Genomic DNA, 16,076 nt, shown 5'->3' on the forward strand with positions numbered 1-16,076 from the left:
CGCCATGAAAACCATTCCCCATACGCAAATCGCCGAACCGGTCGTGACGTGCTCGACCTGTGCGGCTTGCTGCTGTCAGCTTGAAGTGATGCTGATCACCGACACAGGCGTGCCGCAGCGGTTTATCGATACCGACGACTGGGGCGGGGAGGTCATGCTGCGCCTGGACGACGGCTGGTGCGCCGCGCTGGATCGGGACACGATGATGTGCACCATCTATGAACAGCGTCCGCTGATTTGTCGGGAGTTCGAGATGGGGGCGCCGGAATGCATCGAGGAGCGTCAGGGTATTGCTACGGCGTACCGCTGAAACCCGAACCACCACATAACGCTGTGGGAGCGGGCTTGCTCGCGAAAGGGAGTGTCAGTCGACATCATATTGATTGACACACCGCTTTCGCGAGCAAGCCCGCTCCCACATTGGTTAACTGTGAACCTACAACGGCATCGTGTAATGCAAAGCGTAGCTTTCTACACCGTCGTTCGGGGTGCTGATACCGGCGTTGGAGTAGTGCGTGGCGCGAATGCCGACCTCATGTCCACCGGCGAAGCGCAGGCCGAAACCCAAGCGGTCTTCGAACTGAAATGCGCTGCCCAATTTGTTGCTTTCCACTTCGGTATTGGCGAATAGCGCTACACCGACTCCGAGTTCAACATAGGGTTTAACGTTCTGGCCAGCGAACTCGTAAACGAATACGGGAGAGAACGACAGGCTATGGTTGCTGGAGGTCTCGTCGCCTTCCCAATAGGTGTAGGCCCCGCTCCAGTATCCGGTCAGGCGACCCACATCGGTCTGCCACCAGCTCTTGTCCCAATCGAATTGCATGCCCAGTCGATAAGTCATGGTCGAGTCACTGGTCTGTCCGACCGCGAACTCCACGCCAGCGGCCTGTGCGGTAAAACTGTGCCCCATCAAAGCGGCCGCAATCGCGGCCAAGCAGAATAGTCGCTTCATAGAAACATCCTTTTGCGGACGATGCCGTTTGGTTTTTGTGTTGCTCACGCTATAGAAGTCGACGATTAATCAGAAGTTCAGCCCCAATTGCTTCATTCCCCCAAAACGTTGTTTACCTTTCGAAGCATCGCACAACGCCAGTGTTATGCCACAGGGTCGGCAATATATTTGCGAAGTGCACCGGATCGCCACTGCTCCAGAATTGCGCGTCACGGGCAGGCCCGGCGGCGAGCAGATCGCGCTCGTTCAACAGGCGTTGAAGCTGGCGCGCAACGGCGGCGCCGGTGTCGATCAGACTGATGTCGTCGGGGATCATCTGCCTGAGCAGCGGCTTGAGGAAGGGGTAATGGGTGCAGCCCAGAATGATGGTGTCGGCGCCTTCGCCGAGCAGCGGCCGGACATAACCTTCCAGCAACTGACGCAGGGCGGGGCTGTGCAGGTCGCCGCTTTCAATGAGCTCCACCAACCCCGGGCACGGCTGGGTCATCACCCGCACGTCATTGGCAAAACGGTCGAGCAGCGCTGCAAACTTGGCACTCTGCAAGGTGCCAGTGGTGGCCAGCACCCCGACCACGCCGCTGCGGGTCGCGGCGGCGGCTGGCTTGACCGCCGGTTCCATGCCGACAATGGGCCACTGCGGGTAATCGCGGCGAAGGTCGGCAACGCCGGCGACGGTCGCAGTGTTACAGGCGAGCACCAGCGCCTTGGCGCCCTGCTGCTGGAAAAATTCAGCAATGACGCTGCAGCGCCGCTGAATGAATGCCGGGGTTTTCTCGCCGTAGGGAATATGTCCGCAATCGGCGACGTACAACAGAGACTCGTTGGGCAACAAGCGCTGGATCTCGGCCAGCACCGACAGCCCGCCCACACCGGAGTCGAACACGCCGATCGGCGCTTCACGCATGCCGGGGTCCACAGACGCTGCAGCCTGGATCGCGCTTGACCCGCAGTTCACGAAACCGCGTGCCCAAGGCATCGATCAGCAACAGGCGCCCCACCAGTGGCTCGCCGAAACCGGCCAGCAACTTCAAGGCTTCGAGAGCCTGCAGACTGCCGACCAGCCCTACCAGAGGCCCGACCACACCGGCCTCGCTGCAGGTCAATTCAGCTTCGCTGCCATGCCCGTATAAACAGTGGTAGCAAGGGCTCTCGGGGCGACGAGGATCGAACACCGACAACTGCCCTTCCAGGCGAATCGCCGCACCGCTGACCAGTGGCCTGCCAGCCGCGACACACGCTGCGTTCACCGCTTCACGGGTGCCGAAATTGTCTGAGCAGTCGAGGACCAGATCCACACCGGACACGACCTGGGCGAGGGAGTCTTCATCCAGCGCCGCACGATGGGCCACCAGCCGAACCTCTGGGTTGATGGCCGTCAGGCGCTTGATCGCCGAATCGACTTTGCTGCTGCCGACGCTGTCGGTGTCGTGGATGATCTGGCGCTGCAGGTTGGTCAGGTCGACCGTGTCGAAGTCCGCCAGATGCAATTCACCGACGCCGGCCGCAGCGAGGTACAGCGCCACCGGTGCGCCGAGACCGCCGAGGCCGACGATCAGTACGCGACTGTCCTTGAGCCGCAACTGACCGTCGATGTCGATGTGTGCCAGCAGGATCTGCCGGCTGTAGCGCAGCAATTCCTGATCATTCAGCACGGCAGGCGTCCCAGACTGATGCGTTGATGACCGCCCAGATCGGTGCGGCTGTGAACCGCTTCGAAACCGCGGGTCAGCAGCAAATCACGCACCGCTTCGGCCTGATCGTAGCCGTGCTCGAGCATCAGCCAGCCGCCGGCCTCCAGATGCTCCGGCGCCTGGGCGACGATCAGGCGCAGGTCGTCAAGCCCGTCGACACCGGCCACCAGGGCACTGGCGGGCTCGAAGCGCACATCGCCCTCGACCAGATGTGGATCGGCTGCGGCGATGTAGGGAGGATTGCTGACGATCAGTTGGAAACGCTGGCCTTGCAACGCACTGAACCAGTGGCTGCACAGGACCGTTGCGTTATTCAGGTGCAAGCGTTGGCGGTTGCGCTCGGCCAGGGCCACGGCTTCGGGCACGCGGTCCACGGCCGTGACCTGCCACACCGGACGATCACTGGCCAACGCCAGGGCGATGGCGCCGCTGCCGGTCCCCAGGTCCAGGACCTTCGCTGGGGTGGAGGGCAACAGTTCGAGGGCGGCCTCCACCAGCAATTCGGTGTCCGGGCGTGGAATCAGGGTATGCGGCGCCACTTCCAGGTCGAGCTTCCAGAAACCCTGCTGACCGAGGATGTAGGCCACCGGCTCGCCACCGCGACGGCGCTCAAGATAGTCGGCAAAGGTCAGCGCCGCTTCACTCGGGACAATGCGCTCGGGCCAGGTGTGCAAAAAGCTTCGGGATTTGCCCAACGCCGCCGCCAGCAACAATTCGGCGTCCAGACGCGCCGTGGGCGAATCCGGCAGTTCAGCGGCACGCAACAAACTGGCAATGATCGTCATTTTACTCACCTATCGCTGCCAATTGATCGGCCTGGTATTCGGCCAGCAGCGGTTCGATCACCGCCTCCACACCACCGGCGAGAATCTCGTCGAGGGAGTACAGCGTCAGGTTGACCCGGTGATCGGTCACCCGGCCCTGGGCAAAGTTGTAGGTACGGATGCGCTCGGAGCGGTCACCGGAACCCACCAGCAACTTACGCTCGCTGGCAATGGCATTGGCCGCGGCACTGGTCTGCTGGTCATTGAGTTTGGCCGACAGCCAGGCCATCGCTCGGGCGCGGTTCTTGTGCTGCGAACGCTCTTCTTGGCACTCGACCACGATACCGGACGGCAAGTGGGTGATCCGGATCGCCGAATCGGTCTTGTTGACGTGCTGACCACCGGCACCGGAGGAGCGGTAGGTATCGATCCGCAGGTCCGCCGGGTTGATCTCGATCGCTTCCTGTTCGTCCGGCTCGGGCAGTACCGCGACGGTGCAGGCCGAGGTGTGGATGCGCCCCTGGGATTCGGTCGCCGGCACCCGTTGCACACGGTGCGCGCCGGATTCGAATTTCAGCTTGCCGTAGACATTGTCGCCTTCGACCCGGGCGATGACTTCTTTATAGCCGCCGTGCTCACCCTCGTTTTCCGAGAGGATTTCCACGCGCCAGCCACGACGCTCGGCGTATCGCGAATACATGCGGAACAGGTCGCCGGAGAAAATCGCCGCTTCGTCACCGCCGGTGCCGGCGCGGATTTCGAGGAATACGTTGCGCCCGTCGTTCGGGTCCTTGGGCAGCAGCATGCGTTGCAGGTTGGCTTCCAGCTCGACCAGGCGTTCCTTGGCTTCGCGGACTTCTTCCACGGCCATTTCACGCATGTCCGGGTCGCTGTCCTTGAGCAACGCCTGGGCGCCTTCGAGATCGCCCTGGACTTTGAGCAGCTGTTTATAGGCATCGACGATCGGCTCGACTTCCGCATACTCCTTGGAATAGGTGCGGAACTTGTTCTGATCGGCAATGACTTCGCCGTCGCCCAGCAGGGCGGTCAATTCCTCGAAACGGTCCTGGAGGATGTCCAGTTTATTGAGCAGTGACGCTTTCATTGCGGTTTCTTATCCGAAAAGCTTTCCGATGAGCCCTCATTGAGGGCAAAGAGTTCCTGGGCCATCGCCAGCGCATCGAGGCGCCCTTCGGCAGAGAGCTTTTTCAACTGCACGCTCGGTGCGTGCAACAGTTTGTTGGTCAGGCCTCGGGCCAGTTGCACCAGCACGTCTTCGGCGCTGGCACCGTTGGCCAGCAGGCGCTGGGCTTTTTGCAATTCCTCGTCGCGCAGGCGTTCGCTCTGTTGACGATAGGCCTTGAGCACGTCCACCGCCGCCAGTTCGCGCAGGCGGACCATGAAATCTTCGGCACCGACCGAAACCATCTCTTCGGCGGCTTGCGCAGCGCCCTGTCGGCTCTTGAGGTTTTCGGCGACCACTTCATGCAGGTCATCGACGCTGTAGAGGTAAACGTCGTCCAACTCGCCCACTTCAGGCTCGATATCCCGGGGGACGGCGATATCCACCATGAAGATCGGCTTGTGCTTGCGCAGCTTCAACGCACTTTCGACCGCGCCCTTGCCAAGAATCGGCAATTGGCTGGCGGTGGAACTGATGACGATGTCGCTGCGCACCAGCTCAGCCGGAATGTCCGACAGCAGCACCGCATGGGCACCAAACTGCTCGGCCAGGGTGCTGGCGCGCTCCAGGGTACGGTTGGCGACCACGATGCGCTTTACACCCAGGTCATGCAGGTGCCGGGCGACCAGGGTGATGGTCTCGCCCGCGCCGATCAGCAACGCCTGGCTGCGTTGCAGGTCGCTGAAGATCTGTTTGGCCAGGCTGACCGCGGCAAACGCTACGGAGACCGGGTTTTCGCCGATGGCGGTGTCGGTGCGCACCTGCTTGGCCGCGTTGAACGTGGCCTGGAACAACCGCCCGAGCAATGGCCCGATGGTGCCGGCCTCGCGAGCCACGGCATAGGCCGATTTCATCTGGCCGAGGATCTGCGGTTCGCCCAGCACCAGCGAATCGAGCCCGGAAGCGACCCGCATCATGTGACGAACTGCCGCATCATCTTCGTGCACATAACTGCTCGCACGCAGCTCTTCGAGGCTCAAATGATGATATTCGGCCAGCCAGCGCAGCACGATATCGGCCGACAGGTGATCCTGTTCTATATAGAGTTCGCTGCGATTGCAGGTGGAGAGGATCGCAGCTTCGCGGCTGTCGGTCAGTCGGCAAAGCTGCTGCAAGGCCTCAACCAGCTGCTCAGGGGTAAAGGCCACGCGCTCGCGGACGTCTACTGAAGCAGTCTTGTGGTTAATACCGAGTGCGAGGAAGGCCATTCAAAGTCGCTGGTGGTGACGTGAAGCCGGCAATTGTCCTACTTCGTCAGATTCAGAACAACCACTCGATCTCTATTGAGCCGGTAGACGCCCCCGGGCTTGCGAGCGGTTCTCGTTTACAACCTGACCGGGTAAATTGGCCGGCCGGTTATGTTTGACCCAAGGCTTGTGTCATGATGATCCGACCGCAGGTTAGTCGTCCTCTTCCTATATGAATAGATCTTCCGCGTTGCTTCTCGCTTTTGTCTTCCTCAGCGGCTGCCAGGCCTTGGCACCCGTGTCGCCGGACGGTACGCCGCCGGCTGAAGACAGCACCCCGGCACCTGAAAAGCCCAAGGTTTACAGCTCATTCAGCGAAGACACGGTCTTCAGCCTGCTGACCGCTGAACTGGCTGGCCAGCGCAATCGTTTCGACATTGCCCTGGACAACTACGTGACCCAGGCGATCAACACCCAGGATCCGGGCGTCTCCGAACGGGCATTTCGCATCGCCGAATATTTGGGCGCCGACCAGCCTGCCCTGGACACCGCTCTGATCTGGGCGAAAAACGCCCCGGACGACCTTGAGGCGCAGCGCGCCGCTGCCGTGCAACTGGCCCGCGCCGGGCGCTATGACGACTCCATGGTCTATATGGAGAAAGTTCTGCTGGGCAAGGGCGACACGCATTTCGACTTCCTCGCCCTGTCTGCGGCCGACACCGACCAGGACACGCGCAATGGTTTGATGAAGAGTTTCGACCGCCTGTTGCAGCGCCACCCGAACAACGGACAGCTGATTTTCGGCAAGGCCTTGCTGATGCAGCAGGACGGAGACGCTCGAGGCGCATTGACGCTTCTGGAAGACAATCCGCCTGACGATGGTGAAATTGCCCCGATCCTGCTGCGCGCGCGCCTGCTGCAGTCGCTCGATCGCGGCAAGGAAGCCTTGCCGCTGCTGCAAAAAAGCATCAAGAAATACCCGGACGACAAACGCCTGCGCCTGACCTACGCGCGGATGCTGGTCGAACAGGACCGCATGGACGACGCCAAGGCCGAGTTCTCCAGCCTGGTCCAGCAATACCCCGATGACGATGAATTGCGCTATTCCCTGGCGCTGGTGTGCCTGGAAGCCAAGGCCTGGGACGAGGCCAAGGGCTACCTGGAAGACCTGATCGCCCGGGAAAGTCACGTCGATTCGGCGCACCTGAACCTGGGACGAATCGCCGAAGAACGCAACGACCCACAAGGCGCACTGATCGAGTACGCCCAGGTCGGTCCGGGCAACGACTATCTGCCGGCGCAGCTGCGTCAGGCCGACATCCTGATGAACAATGGCAAGACCGCCGAAGCCCAGAGCAAGCTCGCCGCTCAGCGCGATGAGCAACCGGACTACGCGGTCCAGTTGTACCTGATCGAAGCCGAGACCCTGTCTGCCAACAAACAGGGGGACAAAGCCTGGAAAGTCCTGGAAAAGGCATTGCAGCAATATCCTGACGATCTGAACCTGCTGTATACCCGAGCCATGCAGGCGGAAAAACGCAATGATCTGGCGCAGATGGAAAAAGACCTGCGACTGATCATCAAACGTGACCCGGACAACGCGATGGCACTGAACGCCCTCGGCTACACCCTGTCCGACCGTACGACGCGCTATGCCGAAGCCAAGGCGCTGATCGAGCAGGCCCACCAGATCAATCCGGAAGACCCGGCGGTACTCGACAGCCTCGGCTGGGTGAACTTTCGCATGGGCAATCTGGACGAAGCGGAACGCCTGCTGCGCCAGGCCCTGGAACGCTTCCCCGACCAGGAAGTCGCCGCACACCTGGGCGAAGTTCTGTGGGCCAGTGGCAAGCAGCGTGAAGCCCGGCAAATCTGGGACAAGTTCCTCAAGGCACAACCCGACAGCCCTATCCTGCGCAGTACCATCAAGCGCCTGACCGGATCAGAGACTCTTTAAGATTATGTTTTTGCGCCACCTCATTGTTTTCAGCTTCATCGCCCTGCTCGCCGGTTGCGCGGGTTTTGGCGCCCGGGAATCGGTCGAAGGGCATGGCAATCCTGCTCAATGGCGAGAACACAAGCAGCAGCTTACCGGGCTGGATGGCTGGCAGATCGACGGCAAGATCGGCATTCGCGCACCCAAGGATTCCGGCAGCGGCACCCTGTTCTGGTTACAACGTCAGGACTACTACGACATCCGTCTTTCGGGCCCGCTGGGTCGCGGCGCCGCACGCCTGACCGGGCGGCCAGGCAAGGTGTCGCTGGAAGTCGCCAACCAGGGTCGCTATGAAGCCCAAAGCCCGGATGCGCTGCTGGAAGAACAATTGGGCTGGAAGCTGCCGGTGTCCAATCTGGCCTGGTGGGTTCGCGGACTTCCGGCGCCCGACAGCAAAAGCCGCCTGACCCTGGACGGTGACAGTCGCCTGGCCAGCCTGGAACAGGACGGCTGGCAGGTGGAATACACCGCTTATACCGAACAGAACGGTTACTGGCTGCCCGAGCGGATCAAGCTGCACGGCACCGACCTTGATGTCACGCTGGTGATCAAGGCCTGGCAACCACGCAAACTGGGACAATGAAGGACATGCCTGCTGCTCGCCTGACCCTGCCCTCCCCGGCCAAGCTCAATCTGATGCTGCACATTCTCGGTCGTCGCGAAGATGGCTACCACGAACTGCAGACGCTGTTTCAGTTCCTCGATTACGGTGACGAAATCACTTTTGCCCTGCGCGATGACGGGGTGATTCAGCTGAATACCGAGTTTGAAGGTGTGCCTCACGACAGTAACCTGATCGTGAAAGCCGCGAAAAAACTTCAGGAGCAATCCGGTTGCGCGCTGGGCATCGATATCTGGATTGACAAGGTTCTTCCCATGGGCGGCGGGATCGGTGGCGGAAGCTCGAACGCCGCGACGACCCTGCTCGGTCTCAACCATCTCTGGCAACTGGGCTGGAATGAAGACCGACTGGCCGCGCTGGGCCTGACGCTGGGTGCCGACGTCCCGGTTTTCGTGCGGGGTCACGCGGCTTTTGCCGAGGGCGTAGGAGAGAAACTGACCCCGGTTGAACCCGAGGAACCGTGGTATGTCGTGCTGGTGCCGCAAGTCTCTGTTAGCACAGCAGAAATTTTTTCCGATCCGTTGTTGACACGTAACACTCCTCCCATTAAAGTGCGCCCCGTTCCCGAGGGAAACAGTCGAAACGACTGCTTGCCGGTGGTAGCAAGGCGTTATCCAGAAGTTCGTAACGCATTGAATTTGCTAGGTAAATTTACCGAAGCGAAACTCACCGGAACTGGAAGTTGTGTGTTTGGGGGCTTCCCAAGCAAAGCTGAAGCTGATAAAGTCTCGGCCCTTCTTACAGAGACCCTTACAGGTTTTGTAGCAAAAGGAAGCAACATTTCGATGTTGCATCGCAAGTTACAGACTCTGCTCTAACGGAACACGAGTACTGGGTACTCGTTGCAACAGATACAGGGGCGTCGCCAAGCGGTAAGGCAGCAGGTTTTGATCCTGCCATGCGTTGGTTCGAATCCAGCCGCCCCTGCCATTTTCCTATACTCATCCAGGTATACCCTCAGCCTTCAGGTACTGCGCGTGTCCAAGATGATGGTCTTTACGGGGAACGCTAACCCCGATCTGGCTCGGCGTGTCGTACGTCAGCTGCATATCCCTCTCGGTGACATCTCTGTCGGTAAGTTCTCCGACGGCGAAATAACTGCCGAGATCAATGAAAACGTCCGCGGTAAAGATGTCTTCATTATTCAGCCGACTTGCGCTCCGACCAACGATAACCTGATGGAACTGGTAGTGATGGCCGATGCCTTCCGCCGCTCCTCGGCTACTCGTATCACTGCTGTTATTCCTTACTTTGGTTATGCCCGTCAGGATCGCCGTCCGCGCTCCGCACGTGTGGCTATCAGCGCGAAAGTCGTAGCTGACATGCTGACCGTAGTCGGCATCGACCGTGTTCTCACGGTTGATCTGCATGCTGACCAGATTCAGGGCTTCTTCGATATTCCGGTAGATAACATCTACGGCTCCCCGGTTCTGGTGGATGACATCGAAGATCAGCGCTTCGAAAACCTGATGATCGTGTCCCCGGACATTGGCGGCGTCGTGCGTGCACGTGCCGTTGCCAAATCCCTGGGCGTGGATCTCGGGATCATCGACAAACGCCGTGAGAAAGCCAATCACTCTGAAGTGATGCATATCATCGGTGATGTCGAAGGGCGTACCTGTATCCTGGTTGACGACATGGTCGATACCGCCGGCACCCTGTGCCACGCGGCCAAGGCCTTGAAAGAGCATGGCGCTGCCAAGGTTTTCGCCTACTGCACGCACCCTGTGCTGTCGGGTCGGGCGATCGAAAACATTGAAAATTCCGTGCTGGACGAGCTGGTGGTGACCAACACCATCCCGCTGTCCGCTGCAGCACAAGCCTGTGCGCGTATCCGTCAACTGGATATCGCACCGGTAGTTGCCGAGGCGGTTCGCCGCATCAGCAATGAAGAATCGATCAGCGCGATGTTCCGCTAAGGGCCCTGCCCTTCTCGAACCTCTCGTTGACGAAAAGCGCCCCGCCCCGGCATTCCTGTCGGGGCGGGGCTTTTTTGCCCATATCGCCTTTAGCGCTGGTCGCAAACGCTGGGGCGAATGTGGTTATTTTGGAGATACAACATGAACGATTTTACTCTGAATGCTGAAGTGCGTTCCGACCTGGGGAAAGGTGCGAGCCGCCGCCTGCGTCGTCTCGCAAGCCTGGTTCCAGCTGTAGTTTACGGTGGCGACAAAGCCCCTGAATCCATCAGCATGCTGGCCAAAGAAGTTGCCAAACTGCTCGAAAACGAAGCGGCTTACAGCCACATCATCGAGCTGAACGTTGGTGGCACCAAGCAGAACGTCGTGATCAAAGCCCTGCAGCGTCACCCAGCCAAAGGCCACGTGATGCACGCTGACTTCGTACGCGTAGTCGCTGGCCAGAAACTGACCGCGATCGTTCCAGTGCACTTCATCAACGAAGAAGCACCGGTCAAGAAAGGCGGCGAAATCTCGCACGTTACTTCGGAAATCGAAGTGTCCTGCCTGCCGAAAGACCTGCCTGAATTCATCGAAGTCGACCTGGCTGACGCCGAAATCGGTTCGATCATTCACCTGTCCGACCTCAAGGCTCCTAAAGGCGTTGAGTTCGTTGCTCTGGCACACGGCGATGACAAGGCTGTTGCCAACGTCCACGCTCCACGTGTTGCTCCAGAAGCTGCAGAAGGCGCTGCAGAGTAATTTTACTCTGCATGCCGGAGTGACCGGAAACATCGCGGACTAGAGCGTAGCGAGAAAGCGGGCGAGAACGCGGAGTTTACATCCATGGTAAATGAGCATTTTTCGTCCACTTTCGCCGCACACCTTGAATGCGGCGATGTTATTCACCACTCCAAGGAAGGGCCCCTATCGTGACTGCCATCAAACTGATCGTTGGCCTGGGAAATCCAGGCGCTGAATACGAACAGACCCGGCACAACGCAGGGGCCCTTTTTGTTGAGCGCATCGCGAACGCCCAAGGCGTCAACCTTGTGGCCGATCGCAAGTATTTCGGCCTGACCGGGCGCTACTCGCACCAGGGTCAGGATGTTCGTCTGCTGATTCCCACCACCTACATGAACCGCAGCGGCCAGGCCGTGGCGGCACTCGCCGGTTTCTTCCGCATCAAGCCCGAAGAAATCCTGGTGGCGCATGACGAACTCGACCTGCCTCCGGGCGTTGCCAAACTCAAACAGGGCGGCGGCCATGGCGGTCATAACGGGTTGCGCGACATCATCGCGCAACTGGGCAATCAGAATACCTTCTACCGCCTGCGGCTTGGCATTGGCCACCCGGGCGTAGCCAGTATGGTTTCAAATTTCGTCCTGGGTCGTGCGCCACGCGCCGAACAGGAAAAACTCGATGCCAGCATCGACTTTGCCCTCGGCGTGCTGCCGGATATCCTCGCCGGTGAATGGAACCGCGCGATGAAAAACCTGCACAGCCAGAAGGCCTGACTCACTCCTCGGGGAAAACACCATGGGATTCAATTGCGGCATCGTCGGTCTGCCTAACGTCGGCAAGTCCACCCTGTTCAACGCCCTGACCAAATCCGGTATCGCGGCCGAGAACTTCCCCTTCTGCACCATCGAGCCCAACAGTGGGATCGTGCCGATGCCGGATCCGCGCCTGGAGGCCCTGGCAGCCATCGTTAATCCGAAGCGTATCCTGCCGACCACCATGGAATTCGTCGACATCGCTGGCCTGGTCGCCGGTGCATCGAAAGGTGAAGGCCTGGGCAACAAGTTCCTCGCCAACATCCGTGAGACCGATGCCATCGCCCACGTGGTCCGCTGCTTCGAAGACGAGAACGTGATTCACGTCTCCAACAGCGTCGACCCGAAACGCGACATCGAAATCATCGACCTGGAACTGATCTTCGCCGACCTCGACAGCTGCGAGAAGCAACTGCAGAAAGTTGCGCGCAACGCCAAGGGTGGTGACAAGGACGCCGTGGTCCAGAAAGGCCTGCTGGAGCAATTGATCGCTCACTTCACCGAAGGCAAGCCTGCGCGCAGTCTGATGAAGAACATGAGCACCGACGAGAAAGCGGTGATCAAGGGCTTCCACCTGCTGACCACCAAACCGGTCATGTACATCGCCAACGTCGCTGAAGACGGTTTCGAGAACAACCCGCACCTGGACGTGGTCAAGGCCATTGCCGAAGAAGAAGGCGCGATGGTTGTACCGGTCTGCAACAAGATCGAAGCGGAAATCGCCGAGCTTGAAGACGGTGAAGAGAAAGACATGTTCCTCGAAGCCCTGGGCCTCGAAGAGCCTGGCCTGAACCGTGTGATCCGCGCTGGCTACGAGATGCTGCACCTGCAGACCTACTTCACTGCCGGTGTCGAAGAAGTCCGCGCCTGGACCGTCCGCGTCGGCGCCACCGCGCCACAAGCCGCTGGCGTGATCCACACCGACTTCGAAAAAGGCTTCATCCGCGCCGAAGTGATCGCCTACAACGACTTCATCCAGTACAAGGGTGAAGCCGGTACCAAGGAAGCCGGTAAATGGCGCCTGGAAGGCAAGGATTACATCGTCAAGGACGGCGACGTGATGCACTTCCGCTTCAACGTCTAAAGCCTGCGCTCAAGAAAAAGCCGCGTTTGATACGCGGCTTTTTTGTGCCTGGATAATTCTCGCCACACCACAACCCCTGTGGGAGCGGGCTTGCCCGCGAAAGCGAATTAACATTCAACGATGATGTTGACTGATACATCTTCATTCGCGAGCAAGCCCGCTCCCACATTGGATGGCGTGGTGGTCAGGCCTTCCTGGTTCTCGGCAGGAAGATCGCCAACACCCCCAGCAACGGCAGGAACGAACACAGAAAGTACACGTACTCGATGCCGTGAATATCCGCCAAATGCCCCAACAGTGCCGCGCCGATCCCGCCAAAACCAAACATCAAGCCAAAGAACACCCCGGCAATCATCCCGACATTCCCCGGCACCAGTTCCTGGGCGTACACCACAATGGCCGAGAACGCCGAAGCCAGGATGAAGCCGATGACCACGCTGAGAATGCTGGTCCAGAACAGATCGACGTGGGGCAGGATCAGGGTGAACGGTGCCACACCGAGGATCGAAAACCAGATCACCGCCTTACGCCCGATCCTGTCGCCGATCGGCCCGCCAAAGAAAGTCCCCGCCGCCACCGCCCCAAGAAACAGGAACAGGTGCAACTGCGAACTGGCCACCGACAGGTCGAACTTCTCGATCAGGTAAAAGGTGAAGTAGCTGGTGAAGCTGGCCATGTAGAAATACTTGGAAAACACCAACATGCCCAGCACCACCAACGCGCTCATGACCCGCCCCTTGGACAAGCCGTGAGTTGCCGCCTGGCCTTGCTTGAGCTTGAACAGGTTCAAGTGATTGGCGTACCAGCGGCTGATCCGGTACAGCACGAACAGCGCGAATACCGCGAACAGACCGAACCAGGCCACATGCCCCTGGCCGTAGGGAATGATGATCGCCGCCGCCAGCAACGGACCGAAGGCAGAACCTGCATTGCCGCCTACCTGGAAAGTCGATTGTGCCAGGCCGAAGCGCCCGCCCGAGGCCAGTCGCGCCACGCGGGATGCCTCCGGGTGGAACGTGGAGGAACCGATACCGATCAACCCGGCCGCCAGGAGGATCAGCGGGAAGCTGCCGACCACCGACATCATCAGGATCCCGATCAGCGTGCACACCGTGCCAGCCGGCAGCAGCCATGGCTTGGGATGGCGATCAGTGTGATAACCGACCCAGGGTTGCAGCAATGAGGCGGTCAACTGGAAGGTTAGAGTGATCAGGCCGACCTGGGTGAACGTTAGGCCATAACTGGCCTTGAGCATCGGATATATGGACGGCAGGACCGACTGAATCAAGTCGTTGATCAAGTGCGCCAGCGCCACCGCGCCGATGATCCGCATCACCAGCGGACTGCTTTGCGAACTGGCGGGCGCCGAAGTGGCGGCGGGTTGAGCGTTGCTGATAGCCATGAGGAATTCCGACAACATAGAGTGCACGCGGGCGGGTGCGTCAATGTGCCATTTTTCGGTGCACCAACGCCATCCCCTTAGCCTGCTAACGACCTCGATTGGCATCGCGGAAAAGCTGATAGCTCATAGCCATGGTCTGAATCTTGCCTGCCTAATCCGCTTCAACGCGGCCTCCTTACAAAGGGGACCGAGAATGGGAAGTTTCGCCACAGAGTCGGCCTACAGAGCTGGCGAGGGTGAACTTTCGAGGCCTTTTAGAGGGCACAAGTCGGGGTCGCAAGCACCCTGATGCACGCCAACAGTGCGTGGTGTCCGGGGGAGTCATGGGGCATGCAGGCTTTTTTATCACCGGGGATCGGACTGCTGGGGCGTTTCGGGTTCGCGCGCAAATTCCAGCTGTTGTTTCTGCTGTTCATCCTGCCGCTGGCTGGCAGCCTGTGGATGATCGGCCAGGATTACCGCGACAAACTGAACCTGATCGCCGGTGAACGCGCCGGGGTCCGTCAACTGCTGGCCCTCGATGCGCTGGATAATCTGTTGGCAGCGCAGCGCGATCGCGCAGCCCGTTGGCGCGCCACCGAAACCAATCGCCAACCGACACCGGCCACCCTCGCGGCCATGGCCGCGTTCGACACGGTTCAACCGGCTGTCGCCCAAGCTGCGCAGGACCTGAACAATGCACTGCAATCAGAAGGCGCCGAGGGCGAAACCCTGGCCCGCTATCAAGCGCTGCAAAATGCCCTCAATGGTCTCGACGCCAAGAGCCTGAGCAGCGTCGGCTGGTGGCCTGATGGTTATGATCGCTTCACCAGTGCCTTGAGCGCCCTGCAAGCGTTGCGCGAACAGATCGCCATGGACAGTCGTCTGACGCTGGCGCCGTGGCTGGAAACCTGGTTGCTGACGCAGATCTCCACCCAGCACGCCCCGGACCTGATCGAACGGGTCGGTCGCCTTGCGGCCGTTGGCCAGGCGTCGGTGGTGTCCGGGCAGTTCACCCTGCAAAGTCGCCTGCAACTTCGCGACCTGCGCAGCCGTATCGGCGATGCCCGCGAGCAGTTGGTGAAAACCGCCGGCCTGCTTGAAGCGCGGCTGCCCAGCGCACTGCAAGGCTGGGCCGGGCAATACCATGAAAGCCTCAAGCGCCTCGATGCCGGTCTCAAAGTCATGGACGACGGGGTGTTCGGCGGCAGCATCACCCTCAAGCCGGACGACTTCGAACACAGCCTGGACGCCCTGCTCTCCGACCTTGCCTCGCTGCGTCAGCAATCGCTGGTGTCGCTGGATCAGCGCCTGGATTACTACCATGGCTCGGCCATCGGCCAGTTCATCGTCGTGGCGAGCATCTTCGGCTGCCTGTTGCTGGCCGCGCTCTACCTGTTCATCTGCCTGCAGGCCTCGATCCGCCGCAGCGCCAGCGGTATCACGCTGCTGGCAGAAGCACTGCGCGATGGCAACCTGAGCCTGCAAGTGCCGGTCCAGGGGCGCGACGAGTTGGCCGCGATCAGCACCGCCCTCAATGTCGCCGTCGTGCAATTGCGCACCAGCCTGCTGGGGGTCGATCACGAAACCCTGCAGTTGAGCAATGCGGTGCAGACCCTCAATCATCATTCCAGCGATGCCTTGGGCGAAGTGGAAGCCCAGCAGTTGCAGATCAGCCAGATCGCCGCGGCGGCGACGCAATTGGCCGCAACCTCGCAAGGGGTGGCTCACAGCTGCGAACAGGCGTCCGGCAGCGCCC

16 protein-coding genes and 1 tRNA gene are annotated in these 16,076 nt (G+C 60.1%); 10 read left to right on the forward strand and 7 right to left on the reverse strand.

Features of this window, described 5'->3' with window-relative positions; translation table 11 throughout:
• Positions 1-4 precede the first annotated feature (4 nt).
• On the forward strand, positions 5-310 hold the full coding sequence (locus B0W55_RS05405; RefSeq protein ID WP_077044990.1) for a YkgJ family cysteine cluster protein: 306 nt from the start codon (positions 5-7) through the stop codon (positions 308-310).
• A 126-nt stretch (positions 311-436) separates the two neighbouring features.
• Here B0W55_RS05405 and B0W55_RS05410 read toward each other — a convergent pair whose 3' ends face one another.
• The 6 genes from B0W55_RS05410 to hemA all read right to left on the reverse strand — a co-directional run bounded on the left by B0W55_RS05410 (position 437) and on the right by hemA (position 5,801).
• On the reverse strand, positions 437-955 hold the full coding sequence (locus B0W55_RS05410; RefSeq protein ID WP_077044991.1) for an acyloxyacyl hydrolase: 519 nt from the start codon (positions 953-955) through the stop codon (positions 437-439).
• A gap of 112 nt (positions 956-1,067) precedes the next feature.
• Positions 1,068-1,859 carry a glutamate racemase gene (gene murI / locus B0W55_RS05415; RefSeq protein WP_077044992.1) on the reverse strand — a complete coding sequence of 264 codons (792 nt, stop codon included), beginning with the start codon at positions 1,857-1,859 and terminating at the stop codon, positions 1,068-1,070.
• Entirely contained in the window at positions 1,852-2,607 is a 756-nt protein-coding gene (locus B0W55_RS05420) for a molybdopterin-synthase adenylyltransferase MoeB (protein ID WP_077044993.1), read from the reverse strand. The genes murI and B0W55_RS05420 overlap by 8 nt, the downstream gene beginning before the upstream one ends.
• Positions 2,601-3,431, reverse strand: coding sequence for a peptide chain release factor N(5)-glutamine methyltransferase (gene prmC / locus B0W55_RS05425; RefSeq protein WP_077044994.1), 831 nt, complete (start codon positions 3,429-3,431; stop codon positions 2,601-2,603). Before prmC ends, B0W55_RS05420 begins: the two co-directional genes overlap by 7 nt.
• Position 3,432: 1 nt before the next feature.
• Complete coding sequence (gene prfA / locus B0W55_RS05430) at positions 3,433-4,515, reverse strand: peptide chain release factor 1 (protein ID WP_077044995.1); 1,083 nt, start codon at positions 4,513-4,515, stop codon at positions 3,433-3,435.
• The gene (hemA, locus tag B0W55_RS05435) at positions 4,512-5,801 is read right to left on the reverse strand and encodes a glutamyl-tRNA reductase (RefSeq protein ID WP_077044996.1); all 1,290 of its coding nucleotides are present in this window, start codon (positions 5,799-5,801) and stop codon (positions 4,512-4,514) included. Before hemA ends, prfA begins: the two co-directional genes overlap by 4 nt.
• Before the next feature lie 211 nt (positions 5,802-6,012).
• Here hemA and B0W55_RS05440 point away from each other — a divergent pair, with 211 nt between their 5' ends.
• The 8 genes from B0W55_RS05440 to ychF all read left to right on the forward strand — a co-directional run bounded on the left by B0W55_RS05440 (position 6,013) and on the right by ychF (position 12,936).
• Positions 6,013-7,737 (forward strand): tetratricopeptide repeat protein, encoded by a 1,725-nt coding sequence (locus B0W55_RS05440; RefSeq protein WP_077044997.1) that lies wholly within the window; start codon positions 6,013-6,015, stop codon positions 7,735-7,737.
• A 4-nt stretch (positions 7,738-7,741) separates the two neighbouring features.
• Complete coding sequence (gene lolB / locus B0W55_RS05445) at positions 7,742-8,359, forward strand: lipoprotein insertase outer membrane protein LolB (RefSeq protein WP_077044998.1); 618 nt, start codon at positions 7,742-7,744, stop codon at positions 8,357-8,359.
• Positions 8,360-8,364: 5 nt separating this feature from the next.
• Complete coding sequence (gene ispE, locus B0W55_RS05450; protein WP_077044999.1) at positions 8,365-9,216, forward strand: 4-(cytidine 5'-diphospho)-2-C-methyl-D-erythritol kinase; 852 nt, start codon at positions 8,365-8,367, stop codon at positions 9,214-9,216.
• Between the two features lie 37 nt (positions 9,217-9,253).
• Positions 9,254-9,328: transfer RNA gene (locus B0W55_RS05455), tRNA-Gln, on the forward strand.
• Positions 9,329-9,375: 47 nt separating this feature from the next.
• Complete coding sequence (locus B0W55_RS05460) at positions 9,376-10,317, forward strand: ribose-phosphate pyrophosphokinase (protein WP_003171603.1); 942 nt, start codon at positions 9,376-9,378, stop codon at positions 10,315-10,317.
• A 141-nt stretch (positions 10,318-10,458) separates the two neighbouring features.
• A complete protein-coding gene (locus B0W55_RS05465; protein WP_077045000.1) occupies positions 10,459-11,058 on the forward strand; it encodes a 50S ribosomal protein L25/general stress protein Ctc in 600 nt (199 codons plus the stop codon).
• Between the two features lie 170 nt (positions 11,059-11,228).
• A complete protein-coding gene (pth, locus tag B0W55_RS05470; RefSeq protein ID WP_008037207.1) occupies positions 11,229-11,813 on the forward strand; it encodes an aminoacyl-tRNA hydrolase in 585 nt (194 codons plus the stop codon).
• A 22-nt stretch (positions 11,814-11,835) separates the two neighbouring features.
• Complete coding sequence (gene ychF / locus B0W55_RS05475) at positions 11,836-12,936, forward strand: redox-regulated ATPase YchF (protein ID WP_077045001.1); 1,101 nt, start codon at positions 11,836-11,838, stop codon at positions 12,934-12,936.
• A gap of 184 nt (positions 12,937-13,120) precedes the next feature.
• Here ychF and B0W55_RS05480 read toward each other — a convergent pair whose 3' ends face one another.
• A complete protein-coding gene (locus B0W55_RS05480; RefSeq protein WP_077045004.1) occupies positions 13,121-14,338 on the reverse strand; it encodes an MFS transporter in 1,218 nt (405 codons plus the stop codon).
• A gap of 330 nt (positions 14,339-14,668) precedes the next feature.
• Here B0W55_RS05480 and B0W55_RS05485 point away from each other — a divergent pair.
• The coding region (locus tag B0W55_RS05485) for a methyl-accepting chemotaxis protein (RefSeq protein ID WP_077045002.1) at positions 14,669-16,076 on the forward strand (1,408 nt) is incomplete at its 3' end.

The sequence above is a fragment of the Pseudomonas sp. KK4 genome (assembly GCF_001984065.1).
In the GTDB taxonomy this organism is placed as follows: Bacteria; Pseudomonadota; Gammaproteobacteria; order Pseudomonadales; family Pseudomonadaceae; genus Aquipseudomonas.

Excerpts from the sequence above, each read along its gene's own strand:
- hemA (WP_077044996.1), bottom strand. The coding sequence starts at position 5,801 with ATGGCCTTCCTCGCACTCGGTATTAACCACAAGACTGCTTCAGTAGAC.
- ychF (WP_077045001.1), top strand. The coding sequence starts at position 11,836 with ATGGGATTCAATTGCGGCATCGTCGGTCTGCCTAACGTCGGCAAGTCC.
- prfA (WP_077044995.1), bottom strand. The coding sequence starts at position 4,515 with ATGAAAGCGTCACTGCTCAATAAACTGGACATCCTCCAGGACCGTTTC.
- B0W55_RS05410 (WP_077044991.1), bottom strand. The coding sequence starts at position 955 with ATGAAGCGACTATTCTGCTTGGCCGCGATTGCGGCCGCTTTGATGGGG.
- ispE (WP_077044999.1), top strand. The coding sequence starts at position 8,365 with ATGCCTGCTGCTCGCCTGACCCTGCCCTCCCCGGCCAAGCTCAATCTG.
- prmC (WP_077044994.1), bottom strand. The coding sequence starts at position 3,431 with ATGACGATCATTGCCAGTTTGTTGCGTGCCGCTGAACTGCCGGATTCG.
- murI (WP_077044992.1), bottom strand. The coding sequence starts at position 1,859 with ATGCGTGAAGCGCCGATCGGCGTGTTCGACTCCGGTGTGGGCGGGCTG.
- B0W55_RS05480 (WP_077045004.1), bottom strand. The coding sequence starts at position 14,338 with ATGGCTATCAGCAACGCTCAACCCGCCGCCACTTCGGCGCCCGCCAGT.
- lolB (WP_077044998.1), top strand. The coding sequence starts at position 7,742 with ATGTTTTTGCGCCACCTCATTGTTTTCAGCTTCATCGCCCTGCTCGCC.
- B0W55_RS05405 (WP_077044990.1), top strand. The coding sequence starts at position 5 with ATGAAAACCATTCCCCATACGCAAATCGCCGAACCGGTCGTGACGTGC.
- B0W55_RS05465 (WP_077045000.1), top strand. The coding sequence starts at position 10,459 with ATGAACGATTTTACTCTGAATGCTGAAGTGCGTTCCGACCTGGGGAAA.
- B0W55_RS05440 (WP_077044997.1), top strand. The coding sequence starts at position 6,013 with ATGAATAGATCTTCCGCGTTGCTTCTCGCTTTTGTCTTCCTCAGCGGC.